This is a genomic window from Bacillus cereus, from assembly GCF_007678085.1.
GTDB lineage: Bacteria > Bacillota > Bacilli > Bacillales > Bacillaceae_G > Bacillus_A > Bacillus_A cereus_BE.
In genome coordinates this window covers 240463-256106 of record NZ_VEDW01000001.1, presented here as the reverse complement: position 1 = coordinate 256106, position 15644 = coordinate 240463, and the positions used below count along the sequence as shown (strand labels likewise).

Below are 15644 nucleotides of genomic sequence, written 5' to 3'. Positions count from 1 at the left end.
ATTTCTCCTTTTATTAAAAATCTGTTTTCAACTTCTATCTCTTTGTATAGTTGTTATAATGATGTGCTTCTATTCATTTTCTTTTCGGTATAATTATAACTTCACCCAATATTGACTTCCATCTGCTGTTCTATCTAAAAATCCATATTCGATTAAATATCTTCTTAAAGTTACAAAATCCGGGTATACGCTTTCTATAACAGTATTTACTTCTTTTTCAGTGTACTTTTTATTACTATCAAACTTCGTCACTAAATGGCGTAATATAATTAATTTACGCTTTTGCTTTTTCGGAAATTTAGAAAGCGGTCCATCTAATCCTTCTGTAAAATGTGCTTTTAATACTTCATCATTTTCTTCTTCCGTAATATTGTAGCGATCGTCTACCATCGTTGCGGTTCTATGAATCGGTACAAATTTCGTTTGTACTTTTGATTTTTCTTCCGACAGTTCCATTAACGCTAAAAACACTTTCGCTTGCTTCATTTTCTCTCGAAGTGTAAATCGATGATTACGAATGGTTGATGTACTTCCGCCATCCATCTCTTTTACAATCTCTTTATCATTCAGCCCCATATGGAAAAACTGAACCATCTTCTTTTGCAAATCAGTTAAACCAGTGTACTTCTTATCAAGATTTAATAAATAATCAAACATAGACGTATGTTCATTTTGCACATGCAATTGTACAAACTTCTCTGCTTCATACAGAACTTGATTATCTTGATAAATTACGCCCTTAATAAACGCTTCTCCACAAGCTAAACAAATATACTCCTCTGCTTCCGCTTCAAACACATACCCTTTCTTCAATTCCTCAACCGACGCATCCCAAAACTTCTCTGAAATATCACTCATACTAAACACTCCTTTAATATGTCTGCTTAAAAATAAACAAATACCAATAACGTTTACTATCACTTTATCATCTTAACACAACACATATAAACATTTCAACGTTCCGTTTACCCATTCTAAAAACTTTTATAAAAACGTCTATTAAATGATTTATATAAGGAATTAAAGTAACAAAAAGTGAATGTATGTAATATATGAATGAAGATAGGATGTGAAACAAAACATGATTATTTTGCAAGATCCTTGGTTTACTGTTAAACAAATCGCTCAAAATACTTATGCGATTTGTGAATATCGACATTAGGAGAAAGTACATTCCTTTTTACTTGTAGGCGATACTACCGCACTCCTTATCGATATTGGACTAGGTACTGAAAGAAGTAAAATACGCTATTCAATATTTGAGTGATAACAACCTCGTTCAACACGGAAGTGGTACTCACTCATCCCAAAACTTCAGCATTCAATTTTAACTACAAAAAAGGTATTTCCGTATACGGAAATACCTTTTACCCATTATATATTCTATTTGCAATCTCGACTAAAGCTTTACTTACCTGTACGAATATATGCTTTCGGTTTCCATCCTCAACAAATTTATTAGCACAACTACCCATAATCATCATACAACCAATTATGACTAGCGCTAACTTTCTATTCTTCCAAGTCACTTCATACCTCTCCACTATTACAAAATCCCATTTAAATTTATCCCATTAAAAAATTTTACACGAATAATAAACCGAAAGAATATGCAATTCTGCATATTCTTTCGGTTTATTACGATATTGTGATTTAATTTAGTTAGAGTACACGTATACCGAGGTGACTAACTTGAAATTCAAAGCGAAAAAGAATCCATTTCACATCATTTTTATTACATTATTTATCATTATTTTTTTCGTTTCGCTATTCTTCCAAAATGAAAATTCTATTTTTTTCACTCTTATGATGCTATTAAACATCGTAAATCTTTCTTCATTCTATTTCTCTCACTACAACGTAACGGAATCATCTCTTGTCGTAAAACATGGTTTCATACTGCGTACTGAAATTCCATTTGAAGATATTCGCCACATCAAATACTCTGGTAAAACACATCGCTCTGGAAAGTGGACTAGGCAGCAATTAGAAATTCATTATAATTTATTTGACTCTGTGACAACTTTCGTACCTCAAGAAGAAAAAAAATTCCTTTCACTCTTAAAAGAAAACTGTCCACAAATGAAAGCATTGAATATGCCTGCTAAAAAATAATATATTTTGGCGCTTGTAGTGGTACGAATGGAGGGACTTAAAAATAAATATCAAAAAAGCCAAGATTCTATACTAAGAACCTTGGCTTTTTTTATTACTCTTTCGGAGCAATCATTTTTTTCGGATCTACAATTTCATCAAACTGTTCTTCTGTTAGTAGTCCAGATTGCAGTGCTGCTTCTTTTAACGTTAAGCCCTCTTTATGAGCATGCTTCGCAATTTTTGCTGCATTTTCATATCCAATATGCGGGTTTAATGCTGTAACAAGCATTAATGAACGATTCACATTCTCTTTAATTACTTCTTCATCTGCTTCAATACCAACTGCACAATTATCATTAAACGAAACAATTGCATCTGCTAATAAGTGAGCAGATTGTAGGAAGTTATATGCAATAACAGGTTTAAATACGTTTAACTCAAAATTACCTTGGCTCGCAGCAAACCCGATTGTTGCGTCATTTCCCATCACTTGCGCAACAACCATCGTTAACGCTTCACTTTGCGTTGGATTTACTTTACCTGGCATAATAGAGCTTCCTGGCTCATTTGCTGGAATAATAATTTCTCCTAGACCACTACGTGGCCCGCTTGCCAGCCAGCGCACATCGTTAGCGATCTTCATTAAATCAGCTGCTAATGCTTTTAATGCACCATGCGTATATACAGCTTCATCATGGCTCGTTAATGCGTGAAACTTATTTGGTGCAGAAATAAATTGCTTACCTGTAAATTGGCTAATTTCCTCTGACACCATCTCACCAAATTTAGGATGAGCATTAATACCTGTCCCAACTGCAGTACCACCAATTGCAAGTTCTTTCATATATGTATTGCTCTCTGCAATCATACGCTCTGTTTTTTCAAGCATACGGTGCCATCCGCTAATTTCTTGTCCTAATGTTAACGGTGTTGCATCTTGTAAGTGTGTACGACCAATTTTTATAATATGTTCAAATGCAGTTACTTTTTCTGCTAAAGTTTCTTTTAATTTCGTGATTGCTGGTAATACGTGATTTTCTACTGCGATTACACACGCTACATGAAGCGCCGTTGGAAATGTATCATTTGAACTTTGAGACATGTTCACATCATCGTTGGGATGAATATGTACGTCAGATCCTTTCTCTTTCAAAATTTGATTCCCTCGATTTGCAATTACTTCATTCACATTCATGTTTGACTGTGTACCACTACCCGTTTGCCATACGACAAGCGGAAAATGTTCATTCCATTTCCCTGCAATCACTTCGTCAGCTGCTGCCACAATTGCTTCTGCTTTTTCTTCTGATAGCTTCCCTAATTTTTGATTAGTAAGTGCTGCACTTTTCTTTAAAATGGCAAAAGCTTTTACAATTTCAAGTGGCATTTGCTCTGTTCCAATCGGGAAGTTTTCTTTACTACGTTGTGTTTGTGCTGCCCATAATTTATCAGCCGGAACTTTTATTTCTCCTATTGTATCTCTTTCAATTCTGTACTCCATTTTTTCATCCCCTTGAAAATAAAATACCTACATTTCTCATTTTAACAGACTTCCACTCAAATGATAAGAATTCTCACTCGTATATATAAAAAAAATACCTCCTGCCATCGCAGAAGGTACTTTTTTATGATGCTTGCTTTCCTTTTTCAACGTCATCTACATACCAAATGAATTTGCCAGTATATCCGTAAATAACTGCTAAAATTAACGATACGAAGCTTAACCACATAAATGGAACGTATGAGAAAGTTGCTACACCTAAAATACCAGCCATAAAAATACCATTATCAGACCATGGAACCATACCTGAAGTTAACGTTCCACCTACTTCTGAGTTACGTGCTAATACACGTCGGTCTATTTTTAATTTATCATAGCTATCTTCCATAATTTTCGGTGTTAAAATTAGTGATACGTACATCGCACAACCAAATATATTCGCTAAGAATGCCACGATTAATGTAGACAATGTTACATTACCTGCAGAATTTAATTTCTTCTCAAATTTTGATACGATTACTTTTAAAACACCTAATTTTTCAAGTAATCCACCAAATCCTAAACCGAAAATAATAACGGCTACCGATCCAAGCATACCGTTAATTCCGCCACGATTTAATAGCTTGTCAACAAATTCAACACCAGATTGAATTGAGAATCCGTTATATGCTGTTCCAATCGCCTCTCCAAAGTTCATTCCTTGGAAAAGAGTTGCCCAAATTGCACCAATTAAAGCTCCCATTGCAATTGTTGGCATAGAAGGTTTCTTCATCGCTAATAGAGCGATAACAATGACCGCTGGAACAAGCATCCATATTTTAATATCAAATTGCTTTAATAAAGCTTCTTTTAAAAACTCTACTCGATTCAAATCTACATTATCGCCGCCATACATCCAACCAGCTACAGTAAACATAATACTAGTAATAATGTAAGCCGGAACATCTAATACGAGCATAGCTCGAACGTGAGCAATAACATCTACTTTCGCCATAGAAGCTGCAAGAACTGTGCTATCAGAAAGTGGTGATAATTTGTCGCCAAAATAAGCTCCTGAAAGAACTGCACCAGCAACAAGTGGAAGTGGTAAGCCAAGTCCTTCACCAATTGCCATCATAGCAATACCTGCTGTTCCTACTGTTCCCCATGATGTTCCCGTCGCGATAGAAGTTATCGAACAAATAATTAATGTTGCCAGTAAGAATATGCTTGGGTGAATAAATTCTAATCCATAATAGATTAATGTTGGTACTACGCCACCAGCAATCCAAGTTCCAATTAAAGCACCTACTGCAACTAAAATCAGTATTGCTTCTAATCCGTTAGAAATCCCTTTCGTAATTGCATCTTGCAATTCTTGATAACGAAATCCTAATCTTAATCCAAGCGCAATTACTAAAAACCATGAAATAAATAGCGCTAATTGAATTGGGAGATCAAAAATCGTTTGGAAGGAAAAGACAACAGCAAGAAATAGTAATAAAAGAACTATGATTTCTAGCATCGATGGTAATCTTACACTTTTCATTTTTTTCTCTCCTTACAAGTCGATAACATGACGTGTGTCGTCTTACATGTATGTAATATACAATTAGCGAAGACAAAACAAAATTTTCATATTATTTCGATTTATTTTTTCAGTATAATATAACACCTTTTCTATTGTAAAAGTAGATGTTACTTTTCGCAATGGAAAATATAAAAAATGTTACATTTTTATATAAAACAATCCAAAAATAACTTTTTTAATATTTGTCACAACAAAACTTTTTACTATTATCCTCACCTTTTAAGGACTACCATTTTTCTCCATAAAAAAAGCACACATCATTAAAATGATGCATGCTCTACTTTTATTTATACATATTTTGTATTTCTTCTTTATTTTTAAGTATTTCCACAAACTTATCACTACAACCTTTCGGAAATAACACGCCGAGCCCATATGAATGCTCAAACTGAAAATGAGGGTACTTCGCCTTGACCTCATCCCAAAATTTATACACGCCGAAGTTTCGATTTTTCACCTCAATATCATGAAATAACACTATACCGTTATTCGCAAGTTTCGGTAACCATGTTTTATAATCATGAGAAACTGCTTCATACGTATGATAGCCATCAATATGCAACACATTTATCGTTCCATCTTGAAACTGATCCACGGCCTCGTCAAACGTAGACCGAATTAAATTCCCTATTTGAGGATAACTCGTGCTCACGAATTTACTCACTATTTGAAAAACACCTTCTCCATATGGACCTGTATGCTCATCTCCTGCCCAAGTATCTACAGCAAAGCACTTTGTAGATAATCCTCCATCTTTTACCCCTTGGCAAAAACTGAAAAAAGAAGCTCCTAGATGTGTCCCTAACTCAACTAATATTTCTGGCTTTTCAAATCTTACTAAATCATAAGCAAAGTTTAAATGTCCTACCCACGCAGAATTCATACGAATATATGGACTATATTGATCAAATTCAAATGTTGGTTTATGAGTAACCCAGCTCATCACATTTCTCCTTCTACACATATTTTTAATAAACCAAATTACTCTTATCTTTATTTTTTTATCATTGTAATTATGATTTTATTTCATAAAAATATGAATTATTATTCCTTTCTTATTGTGGTAATGCATCGTACACATACGGATCTGCAGGCGTATTGATTTTCTCTACTTTGCTTACTTTTACAAGTGGAAATAGTGTTCCTTTATATGTCGTTTCGTCCAACAAACCTGTTATTTTCACCCATGCTTCCGGTGGGAGCTTTTTTACGTTTTCCCCTGCAACAATCATCCCCCAGACTGATGCATCCGCAATACAACAAGTTATGCCGTATCGTGCCACTACCACTTTATCCCCCGTCACATCCTTATCTTTATATATGAACCCTGAGAATATAATTTCTTTCCCTTTAAACCCTTTTACATTTTGGCCAATTATACTCATTGTTTGAACGTAATCCTTATCCTCTACTTGTATTTTTCGTTGTCCTAACATACTTTTTTCTAATTGCTCTTCCACTTGATCTGTCACTTTTAAATTCGAGGTTTCATCTTGTTCTTGCCAATCAGGATTTACCAGTATTCCCTCTTTTTCATTCTTTTCTATACTTCTCGCCTGTACACTTTGATTCATACCCCTTTTTCCGGCTAAACTTCCGTCAATTGTTACACCTCCAAATAGAAAAGCACTAATAATTGGGACAAGAAATAAAACATATACAAAGAAACTTTTCATCCCTGATTTTAATGCTGTATGATGCTTACAACAATTACAATCATCCTGTTTTTCTCTCCCATCTCTCCAAACTTGTAACGAACCAAGAAGTAAAATTACTACAAAAGCGATATACGTAAATTTAATCATTTTTGGAGCGATAAAATTATAAATATTCCCTGTTACAAGTAGTTTAAATAAGAGCATTGCTAAACCAATTAAAATAATGCCACGAATATAGCGATGATAAGCTTTCTGTTCCTGTTCCTCCACTTTCTCCCACCTCCTATAACGTTGTAATTTGCAAGATTGTGTACACTGATAAAATAATAATTCCGATCAAAAAGAATACAAATTTCTTTTGAAAATACGCAAATAGCATTAACGTATTTTTCATATCAAGCATAGGTCCAAATACAAGAAATGCGAGAAGTGCTTTTACAGAGAAAACATGTCCAAAAGATGCCGCTATAAATGCATCGGCTGCTGAGCAAATTGATAAAACATAACCCAATCCCATCATAATAATTGGGGAAATCACTTCATTATGCACCACTGTATCAAGTACATTTCGATCAAAAAATGTTTGAAATACACTCGCAAAAAAAGCACCAATCAACAAATATTTACCCGTATCAAAAAACTCATCTACAGTGTGATTCACAACATTCCCCCAGCCCTTTTTTTCTTTTTTCTGAACCGGATTCTCTATATCTTTTAAAATATTTTCCCCACGATAGAAATAATACACAATTAGCCCTACTAATAGCGCCGCACAAATTGTTATCCCAAAGCGTGCATATACAACTACATCATTTTTTTGAAATGCATATACGGTAGATAAAAGAACAATCGGATTCATAATAGGTGCACTCAATAAAATTACAATTCCTACATGAAGAGGGAGTCCTTTTTGAATAAGTCTTCTTACGATTGGTATAATGACACATTCACACATTGGAAAAATGATTCCGACAAATACCGCTGGAATCATTGCAACAATCTGTGATTTCGGCATTACTTTTTGAATCATATCTTCCGTCACAAACACTTGAATGAGAGAAGAAATAATTACCCCTAATAAAATAAAAGGTATTGCTTCAAATATAATACTTAAAAACACCGTATTCACATTCAACCATTCTTTTGGCATACTTTTATGCAAATTTGCTAAACTTGTAAAATCTACGAAAAATAATAAAAAAAGAAAAATAGCAATAAGGACTATTCCTATTAATTCTTTTGAAGCTCTATTAAAAACCAATATGATCCCCCCCACTTTATTCATATTAGACCGTATACTTGTCCAAATCCCCTACACTACTACAGCACAAATTTGATAGTTTATTCCTATTCTTAAATCGTAATCATTATGATTTATTATTGATTTTTTCTTTTTTATCATTTAATATAAAACGTAATCATTACGATTTAAAGGAGAGATCATTTTATGAAAAAAGTACCTATCACTGTATTAAATGGTTTTCTAGGAGCTGGAAAAACCACTCTACTACATCATATTTTGGCTAATAAGAGCAACTTAAAAGTGGCTGTTATCGTTAATGATATGAGTGAACTAAACATTGATGCGTCGCTTATAAAAAAAGGTGGGTTTTCACGTACGGAAGAGAAATTAGTAGAAATTCAAAATGGTTGTATCTGCTGTACACTACGAGAAGATTTAATGATAGAAGTGAGTCGGCTTGTTGAAAACGATGATATTGACTATATAGTTATTGAATCTTCAGGTATAAGTGAGCCGATTCCAGTTGCCCAAACATTTACTTATACTGACGAAGTACTTCGTATCGATTTAACGAAAAATTGTCGCCTCGATACGATGGTTACAGTTGTAGATGCAAATAAATTTTGGGATGATTTTGCAGATGGTGAAAGTTTATTAGACCGTAAACAGGCTATCGATGAAAATGATACTCGAGAAGTTATAGATTTACTAATAGACCAAATTGAATTTGCGAATGTCATTATTCTTAATAAAATTGATTTAATAGAAAAAGAAGATAGGATAGAACTGCATCATTTATTACAAAAATTAAATCCCGGTGCAAAAATTATTGAAGCTTCATTTAGCAACGTACCATTGCAAGAAATTTTAAATACAAGTTTATTCAATTATGAGGAAGCGAGTCAATCGGCGGGCTGGATGCAAGAACTAAATAGTGAACATCATACACCCGAAACTGAAGAATATAGTATCAATTCCTTTGTGTACCGTCGTAAATCCCCTTTCCATCCTGAGCGCCTTATGAATTGGCTAAAAAAATGGCCTGTAGATGTTGTAAGAGCGAAAGGCTTTTTCTGGCTCGCATCTCGTAATAATATGATAGGGCTTCTATCTCAAGCAGGTTCCTCTATTACAATTCAAGGAGCCGGTGAATGGATAGCGGCATTACCTGAAACTGAAAGAAATCAAATTATTTCAGAAGAACCCGAAGTATTGAAAAACTGGGACGAGCGATATGGAGATCGAATAACTGAGCTCGTATTTATCGGTATTGATATGAATCGTTCTGTGATTGAACAATCATTAGATGATTGTCTACTAACAGAAAAGGAAATGGAAATGGAACAAAACTGGAATACATTTGTTGACCCTATTCCAGCTTATACTTACACTTCATAATCTAAAATAAAAAGGCTTCCGTCAACAGAAGCCTTTTTTATTTTATCGTTATCTTAATTAACAAATTTTCTTTAATTTAAATAACAACTTTACATTAAGAAAGAAATTTCAGTTTATTTTTTATACACTCCGTGATATATTGCATATTGTATCCAATATATATTTTGAAAGGAGGACTTTATACATTATGGATCCAAATCGTTTAAAAGGAATCATTATGGTTGTAATTGGTGCTTGTTTATGGGGCTTGTCCGGAACAGCTGCACAACAACTTTTTCAATATGAACATATTTCTACTGAATGGTTAGTTACAATTCGATTGCTTATATCTGGCGTTATCTTGCTCATTATTTCATCATTCGGAACGAGAAAAAAAGAAATATTCGGCATATGGAAACAAAAATCTGATGCTATTAAAATGATTTTGTTTGGCCTATTCGGTATGCTTGCTGTACAGTACACGTACTTCGCTTCTATAAAAGAAGGAAATGCTGCCGTCGCAACATTATTGCAATATTTAGCTCCTATATTTATTACTGTATACTTACTTTTCAAATGGAACGTTCGGCCATCAAAAATTGATTTCATTTCAATTGCCCTTTCATTAATAGGCACTTTTCTCTTACTAACAAACGGTTCCGTTCATAACTTAGCTGTTTCTACACCAGCTATTATTTGGGGTATTTTATCTGGATTATCTCTTGCTTTTTATAGTTTATATTCAAAGGAATTACTAGAAAGATGGTCTTCCTCTGTTATCGTTGGATGGGGCATGATTATTGGGGGTATTGGTGTAACAATTGTACAATTTATTTCTACGAAAGAATTCATTTTATTATCAACTATGAAGTATGTAAAACTAAGTACCCTACCGCTCATCACATTTGTCGTCATTTTCGGAACACTTATAGCATTTTATTTATACTTAGACAGCATACGATACCTTACTCCGAAAGAAACAACATTATTCGGTTGTACAGAACCACTCGCAGCTATTATTTCTTCTGTACTTATATTGCACGTACCGTTTCAATCTTTTCAGTTATTAGGCGCTTTTTGTGTCATTGTAATGGTGCTCATCTTAAGTCAAAAACCGGATGAAGGGAAACCAAAATTAAGTCTTGTTCATGAGAAGAAGGAAAATATACAATGAAAGGATTGAATTCACTATGCCTGTCCCTCAAAATTATAAAAAACAAGGAAGAGTTTCGGCAAAATCACTCGTTTTAAATCAACTACAAGATTGGATTATTGAAGGTATACTGCAACCTGATGAAAAAATTAATGATGGGGAATTGGCTGAAGCACTAGGAGTAAGCAGAACACCTGTAAGAGAAGCACTTCAAATATTAGAGCTTTCTGGATTAGTGGAAATGGTACCTGGGCAAAAAACGAAAATTTCTCCTATTAAGTTAGACGACATTCCTATCATTTATGAAACGATGGCTGGTCTTCACTCTATAATAGGAAAGCAAGCACTTCAAAAGATTACAGACGCTGATATTCAACTTCTTTCTGTAATTAATGATGATTTTCAGCGCTCTATAGAGAAAAAAAACTCAAAACAAGCTTTACAACTAGATATACAATTTCACAATACAATCGCTTCCATTGCTAAAAACCAATATATCGAACCTTTTTTAGAAAATATGCAACTCCACGTTTTACGCCTTGAATATTTGTTTTTCCAAAACTTTGTTCCAGCAAGTCAATCTATTGAAGAACATCAATCAATCATTCAAGCACTGCAAAAGCAGAACGAACAACAAATGGAACAAATGATGTCTCAAAACTGGCTCCGTCCAATGAAAGAAATACAGAAAATAATTTCTATGAAATAAGAATAGAGCTGGTTACACAAAATCGTAACCAGCTCACCTTTTACTAATCTATATAGTTATGCCTGAATATCTGCATATTCTTCCATATCTTCGTACTCTTTTTCCAATTCCTCTAAAGACAGCTCGTATAATTGTCGGTCGCGAATCTTAAACACACCTGCTCCAATTAACTCATCAATTAAATGCCTCTTACGATTTTCAACAGCAAAACGGAGTTGACTACTCATCTTTTAAAAAACTCCTTTCTACGATCATTGAAAATGATAATCTTTATCAATTACCACTTCTGATTATAAAAGATGACTCTTTATAAGTAAAGTAATTTCATGAAATATTTACCTTACAAAGTATTTGTGGCCACATTATATATATGTATGCCCCGCGAAAAATGTTATGACACTTTTTCTTATCCTTTTTCTTTCATACTTTGCAAGTTGTCTCACTATGATTAAATTCACCATCTATTTCTACTTGAATGGTGACATGTTCTACATGAAACTTCTCCTTTAATACATCCGTAGCCTCTTTTAATACACTTTGCGTTTCATTACCTTTAATAATCAGATGGCAAGTTAATACTTGAAAATCAGATGTGACAGACCATATGTGCAAATCATGAACTTCTTTTACAATCGTAATATTTAATAATGTATTTTTTACCTCTTCAACATTTATGTGCTGTGGTGCACCTTCCATTAATATATGGACTGTATCACGTGTTACACGCCATCCACTAATAATGACTAAAATAGACACAAGAATACTAGCAATCGCATCTGCAGCAGTCCATCCGAAAAATTTAATACATAGCGCTGCAATAATCGCTCCGACTGATCCTAATAGATCGCCTAATACGTGTAAGAAAGCACTTCTTAAATTCAAATTACCTTTCACATCTCCGCCTCTCATTAATATCCAAGCTGATAAAATATTAACAAGCAGACCAAGTACAGCAATAATGAGCATCCCATTACTAGCAATCTCAACTGGTTCTGTAAAACGGCGAATTGCTTCAATAAAAATGTACACTGAAATGACAATAAGAACGACACCGTTACATAATGCCGCTAACATTTCGACTCGCTTATACCCGTATGTTTTCGCAGCTGTTGCTGTCTTTTCTCCAAGCTTGAACGCAAGTAAACTTAAAGCTAAAGATACCGCATCACTTAACATATGCCCCGCATCAGATAGTAGTGCTAAACTATTTGTTACAAATCCTCCAATAACTTCAGCAATCATAAAACTTGTCGTTAGTACGAAAGCAATTAGTAACGCCTTTTTATTGTTAGAATTACCGTGATCATGTGAATGTCCCATACAAATGCTCCTTTAAGTGCAATATCTGTATGTTAGTATGAAACAAACTTCCCATCTTTATCCCGAATTAACGCCCATAAACGTCCGCTTCCTCTATCTATACACTTCGCTATTTTTCAAACAAGTCCTTTTTCTCAACAAAAAATAAGACTACTTCTTTTTCAACTTCATATTGTTTACTAATGAAAGAAATTTGAGGAGGTTACTAATATGAAACGTTTATTTCTCTGTATGGAGCGTGAACTTGTTGTTGTAAAAGAACGATATGGTAACTATGAAGCATCCTATCACTTACAAAATATGCAGCCTACTTGTATTGCAGTTGATCCATTCCAACAAAACCGTGTATATTGCGGAACATTTGGACGAGGTTTATGGTTAAGCGACGATGGTGGAGATTCGTGGAGACCGATTGGAGATTCCTATCGTTACTTTGATTTCCCTAAAGAAGATGGTATTCTGCACTCCTCTATCACTTCCATAACGATAAGCTCAAATGAACAAGTTAATGGCTATGGCGTCGTTTATGTCGGCACAGAACCGAGCGCTTTATTCCGTTCAGAAAATGGTGGTGAAACGTGGACTGAACTTAAAAATATGAAATCATTATTATCTTCTTATACGTGGGCTTTTCCGCCTAGACCTTTCACCCATCACGTTCGCTGGATTACAGTTGATCCAAACACTCCAAAGACAATCCATGTTTCAATTGAAGCAGGTGCTGTTATTCAAAGTAATGATAGAGGGCATACATGGATGGATAAAAAATTCGGTGCTCCTATCGATGCTCATCAATTGCTTATGCACCCTGACGCTCCAAATCGCCTTTATGCATCATGTGGTGACGGATTTATGGGCGGAGCTGATCGCGCATATCTTGAAAGTTATAACAGTGGAAACAGCTGGATTTCATGCAGCGAAGGACTTGAGCATCATTACTTATACAGCATGGCTATCGATCCAGCTGATTGCGATACGATTCTCGTTTCCGCTGCGCCAAGTGCCGATCTCGCTCATCACCGTATTCCTTATGAATCTTATATTTATCGAAAAACGAAAGATACTCCTTTCCAGCAAGTACAGCAAGGACTACCATCTGCAATCGGTACAGTCATTTCGATGTTTGCGACAAACGAAGCCGAACCACATACATTTTACACTTTAAATAACAATGGCGTGTTTCAATCCAATGATAGCGGCGAATCTTGGGAACAACTAAACATTCCGTGGAAAGATGAGTATAAAACGCAGCATCCGCATGCATTAATCGTTACTAGTTCTTAACGAAAAAAAGACTGCCTAACGGTTTTAGGCAGTCTCTCTTCTATTTCTTTAAATCAATTACGATATCATCTAGAACAATATCTTTGCTCTTCGCTTCTTTATTCGGCACTTCAATTTTCTTCTCTTTTCCATTCACATATTCCAATCCGCCATGATTTTCAGGTGTATGAACTCGTAAGTGTACGCGAGGTGTAACGATAAGCTTTGTTGCATCTTCGTTTAGTTTTTGGAATGTGGAACTCCATCGAATATTGTAAGGATCGTTGCCACTTCCTCCATTTCCTTCACCCGAATAATCATTCCCTAAATCATCCTTAACCGTCAATTCAACATCTACACTATCCCATTCTTTCCTCGCATCCTTAGAAACTTCTTGATTGTAATAAAGAATAAATGAAACCGGCGATATTGCAACCTTTTCCATATTTGCTTTTATACCTTCTTTTTCCGAACTCCCACCAATTGTTCTCTCTTTACTATCCACTGATTTTACAGTTAACGCGAAATTCCAATTACCTTGTATTGATTTTTTCCTATCTGGCATCTCTATTCCCTCTATATTCCATCTAAAGTTTACTTTGTCCTTTTTATTACTATCATGGTGCGTCGTTGTTACCATACCTACATACTTTTTTTCAGTAACTTTAGTCATTTTTCCACTTCCTGAACTACCATGAGCGTCCATTATATCCAATCCGCCTAATATGATAGGATCATCTCCTAAGTCTTGCTCACTTTCCAATGAATACGTTATAGATAATGTTCTGCCATCAGAAATTACATCATTAATTGTAACCTTAACCCCATTACTCTCTCTCGTCATATTCAATTCAGTCGAAAACTCTTTATAATTTTCATATAACCCTGTTCTACCATTATCTAAAAATCGGAATATATCACCTACAATTGGCAATCCCCCGGCATATGTAGGAAACCCGATACCAAGCGTTGCAACTGATAATCCTACTAAAATAGATGCAGCAGCGATACCTTTTTTCCAACTCTTCATCTTTTTCTTCGTTCGTATCGATTGTTTTAAGTTACGCTTCACTTTTTCTTTTTCAATTTCAGAAGCCTCAATTTCCTCAAGTTCTTTCTCATCTATATCAATATCATTTAATAGTTCATAAATGTCTTTCATATGGCACTACCTCCAAAACTAATATTCGTAGCATTTTGTTGTAGTTTCTTTTTCCCACGGTACACGCGATTATCGATCGCTGCCCGAGTTAACCCTAACTTGTCTCCTATTTCTTCTGTCTTCATACCGAGAAGATATTTCATAATGAACACCTTTTGATCTAACGGTTCTAATTGATTAATAAGCTTTAATAACTCTTCCCTATCTTCCATAACGATTAATTCGTCTTCCGCTGACTTTTCCGTACTAATATGAAACTCATCTGAAATAATTTCTACTTTTCTAGTCGCTTTCCGGTAATAATCAATCGCTTTAAATTTCGCAATCGCCGCAATCCATTTTTTAAAGTCACTTGGCTCTCCATGAAATTTATTTGCGTTATTCCAAATGGAAAGAAATATATCGTTTACACATTCCTCAATGAGTCCGTCATTTTGAACTGGAAGTAGAACTTTGTGCGTGATTCCTTTTATGAGTGGTAAGTATGTATCGACAACAAATTCTAGCGCATCTTCTTTTTGCCGTTGTAATCTTTTTATAAAATTTTTCTCATTTGATTTCATGTAGCGATTCCCCTTATTTTTTTGTAAA

General features: G+C 34.6%; 16 protein-coding genes and 1 pseudogene. 6 read left to right on the top strand and 11 right to left on the bottom strand.

The window, feature by feature from the left end:
* Positions 1-93: 93 nt before the first annotated feature.
* Positions 94-858, bottom strand: a complete 765-nt coding sequence (locus FS742_RS01350) for a DUF2087 domain-containing protein (protein ID WP_098237510.1) — start codon at positions 856-858, stop codon at positions 94-96.
* A 223-nt stretch (positions 859-1081) separates the two neighbouring features.
* Here FS742_RS01350 and FS742_RS28160 point away from each other — a divergent pair.
* Positions 1082-1243 (top strand): annotated as a pseudogene (locus tag FS742_RS28160) (MBL fold metallo-hydrolase); the annotation flags it as partial.
* Between the two features lie 124 nt (positions 1244-1367).
* Here the strand turns inward: FS742_RS28160 and FS742_RS27405 are convergent.
* Positions 1368-1529 carry a hypothetical protein gene (locus FS742_RS27405; RefSeq protein ID WP_186327129.1) on the bottom strand — a complete coding sequence of 54 codons (162 nt, stop codon included), beginning with the start codon at positions 1527-1529 and terminating at the stop codon, positions 1368-1370.
* 163 nt (positions 1530-1692) lie between these two features.
* On the opposite strand from FS742_RS27405, the gene FS742_RS01340 reads away from it, so the two are divergent.
* Positions 1693-2115 carry a PH domain-containing protein gene (locus FS742_RS01340; protein ID WP_144610867.1) on the top strand — a complete coding sequence of 141 codons (423 nt, stop codon included), beginning with the start codon at positions 1693-1695 and terminating at the stop codon, positions 2113-2115.
* 94 nt (positions 2116-2209) lie between these two features.
* On the opposite strand, the gene fumC is transcribed toward FS742_RS01340, so the two are convergent.
* The 5 genes from fumC to FS742_RS01315 form a co-directional block, all read right to left on the bottom strand.
* Entirely contained in the window at positions 2210-3598 is a 1389-nt protein-coding gene (fumC, locus tag FS742_RS01335) for a class II fumarate hydratase (RefSeq protein WP_144610865.1), read from the bottom strand.
* A gap of 124 nt (positions 3599-3722) precedes the next feature.
* Positions 3723-5126, bottom strand: coding sequence for a Na+/H+ antiporter NhaC (nhaC, locus tag FS742_RS01330; RefSeq protein WP_144610863.1), 1404 nt, complete (start codon positions 5124-5126; stop codon positions 3723-3725).
* 325 nt (positions 5127-5451) lie between these two features.
* Positions 5452-6111 (bottom strand): class I SAM-dependent methyltransferase, encoded by a 660-nt coding sequence (locus tag FS742_RS01325; protein WP_144610861.1) that lies wholly within the window; start codon positions 6109-6111, stop codon positions 5452-5454.
* A gap of 112 nt (positions 6112-6223) precedes the next feature.
* Complete coding sequence (locus tag FS742_RS01320) at positions 6224-7096, bottom strand: TIGR03943 family putative permease subunit (RefSeq protein WP_144610859.1); 873 nt, start codon at positions 7094-7096, stop codon at positions 6224-6226.
* 13 nt (positions 7097-7109) lie between these two features.
* Positions 7110-8087, bottom strand: coding sequence for a permease (locus FS742_RS01315; RefSeq protein ID WP_144610857.1), 978 nt, complete (start codon positions 8085-8087; stop codon positions 7110-7112).
* Positions 8088-8273: 186 nt separating this feature from the next.
* On the opposite strand from FS742_RS01315, the gene FS742_RS01305 reads away from it, so the two are divergent.
* The 3 genes from FS742_RS01305 to FS742_RS01295 all read left to right on the top strand — a co-directional run bounded on the left by FS742_RS01305 (position 8274) and on the right by FS742_RS01295 (position 11308).
* The gene (locus FS742_RS01305; RefSeq protein WP_144610855.1) at positions 8274-9467 is read left to right on the top strand and encodes a GTP-binding protein; all 1194 of its coding nucleotides are present in this window, start codon (positions 8274-8276) and stop codon (positions 9465-9467) included.
* Between the two features lie 187 nt (positions 9468-9654).
* Positions 9655-10620, top strand: coding sequence for a DMT family transporter (locus FS742_RS01300; protein WP_144610853.1), 966 nt, complete (start codon positions 9655-9657; stop codon positions 10618-10620).
* A gap of 16 nt (positions 10621-10636) precedes the next feature.
* Positions 10637-11308 (top strand): GntR family transcriptional regulator, encoded by a 672-nt coding sequence (locus tag FS742_RS01295; protein WP_144610851.1) that lies wholly within the window; start codon positions 10637-10639, stop codon positions 11306-11308.
* A 56-nt stretch (positions 11309-11364) separates the two neighbouring features.
* Here FS742_RS01295 and fbpA read toward each other — a convergent pair whose 3' ends face one another.
* The gene (fbpA, locus tag FS742_RS01290) at positions 11365-11535 is read right to left on the bottom strand and encodes a Fur-regulated basic protein FbpA (RefSeq protein ID WP_000098304.1); all 171 of its coding nucleotides are present in this window, start codon (positions 11533-11535) and stop codon (positions 11365-11367) included.
* Between the two features lie 193 nt (positions 11536-11728).
* A complete protein-coding gene (locus FS742_RS01285) occupies positions 11729-12628 on the bottom strand; it encodes a cation diffusion facilitator family transporter (RefSeq protein ID WP_144610849.1) in 900 nt (299 codons plus the stop codon).
* Positions 12629-12838: 210 nt separating this feature from the next.
* On the opposite strand from FS742_RS01285, the gene FS742_RS01280 reads away from it, so the two are divergent.
* Positions 12839-13912 (top strand): beta propeller repeat protein, encoded by a 1074-nt coding sequence (locus FS742_RS01280; RefSeq protein WP_144610847.1) that lies wholly within the window; start codon positions 12839-12841, stop codon positions 13910-13912.
* A gap of 40 nt (positions 13913-13952) precedes the next feature.
* On the opposite strand, the gene FS742_RS01275 is transcribed toward FS742_RS01280, so the two are convergent.
* Positions 13953-15053 carry a DUF4179 domain-containing protein gene (locus FS742_RS01275; RefSeq protein ID WP_144610845.1) on the bottom strand — a complete coding sequence of 367 codons (1101 nt, stop codon included), beginning with the start codon at positions 15051-15053 and terminating at the stop codon, positions 13953-13955.
* Positions 15050-15616: a sigma-70 family RNA polymerase sigma factor gene (locus tag FS742_RS01270; RefSeq protein WP_000840022.1), complete on the bottom strand. Its 567-nt coding sequence runs from the start codon at positions 15614-15616 to the stop codon at positions 15050-15052. The genes FS742_RS01275 and FS742_RS01270 overlap by 4 nt, the downstream gene beginning before the upstream one ends.
* Between the last annotated feature and the right edge of the window lie 28 nt (positions 15617-15644).

Excerpts from the sequence above, each read along its gene's own strand:
- FS742_RS01350 (WP_098237510.1), bottom strand. The coding sequence starts at position 858 with ATGAGTGATATTTCAGAGAAGTTTTGGGATGCGTCGGTTGAGGAATTG.
- fumC (WP_144610865.1), bottom strand. The coding sequence starts at position 3,598 with ATGGAGTACAGAATTGAAAGAGATACAATAGGAGAAATAAAAGTTCCG.
- nhaC (WP_144610863.1), bottom strand. The coding sequence starts at position 5,126 with ATGAAAAGTGTAAGATTACCATCGATGCTAGAAATCATAGTTCTTTTA.
- FS742_RS01325 (WP_144610861.1), bottom strand. The coding sequence starts at position 6,111 with ATGAGCTGGGTTACTCATAAACCAACATTTGAATTTGATCAATATAGT.
- FS742_RS01305 (WP_144610855.1), top strand. The coding sequence starts at position 8,274 with ATGAAAAAAGTACCTATCACTGTATTAAATGGTTTTCTAGGAGCTGGA.
- FS742_RS01300 (WP_144610853.1), top strand. The coding sequence starts at position 9,655 with ATGGATCCAAATCGTTTAAAAGGAATCATTATGGTTGTAATTGGTGCT.
- FS742_RS01295 (WP_144610851.1), top strand. The coding sequence starts at position 10,637 with ATGCCTGTCCCTCAAAATTATAAAAAACAAGGAAGAGTTTCGGCAAAA.
- fbpA (WP_000098304.1), bottom strand. The coding sequence starts at position 11,535 with ATGAGTAGTCAACTCCGTTTTGCTGTTGAAAATCGTAAGAGGCATTTA.
- FS742_RS01285 (WP_144610849.1), bottom strand. The coding sequence starts at position 12,628 with ATGGGACATTCACATGATCACGGTAATTCTAACAATAAAAAGGCGTTA.
- FS742_RS01280 (WP_144610847.1), top strand. The coding sequence starts at position 12,839 with ATGAAACGTTTATTTCTCTGTATGGAGCGTGAACTTGTTGTTGTAAAA.
- FS742_RS01275 (WP_144610845.1), bottom strand. The coding sequence starts at position 15,053 with ATGAAAGACATTTATGAACTATTAAATGATATTGATATAGATGAGAAA.
- FS742_RS01270 (WP_000840022.1), bottom strand. The coding sequence starts at position 15,616 with ATGAAATCAAATGAGAAAAATTTTATAAAAAGATTACAACGGCAAAAA.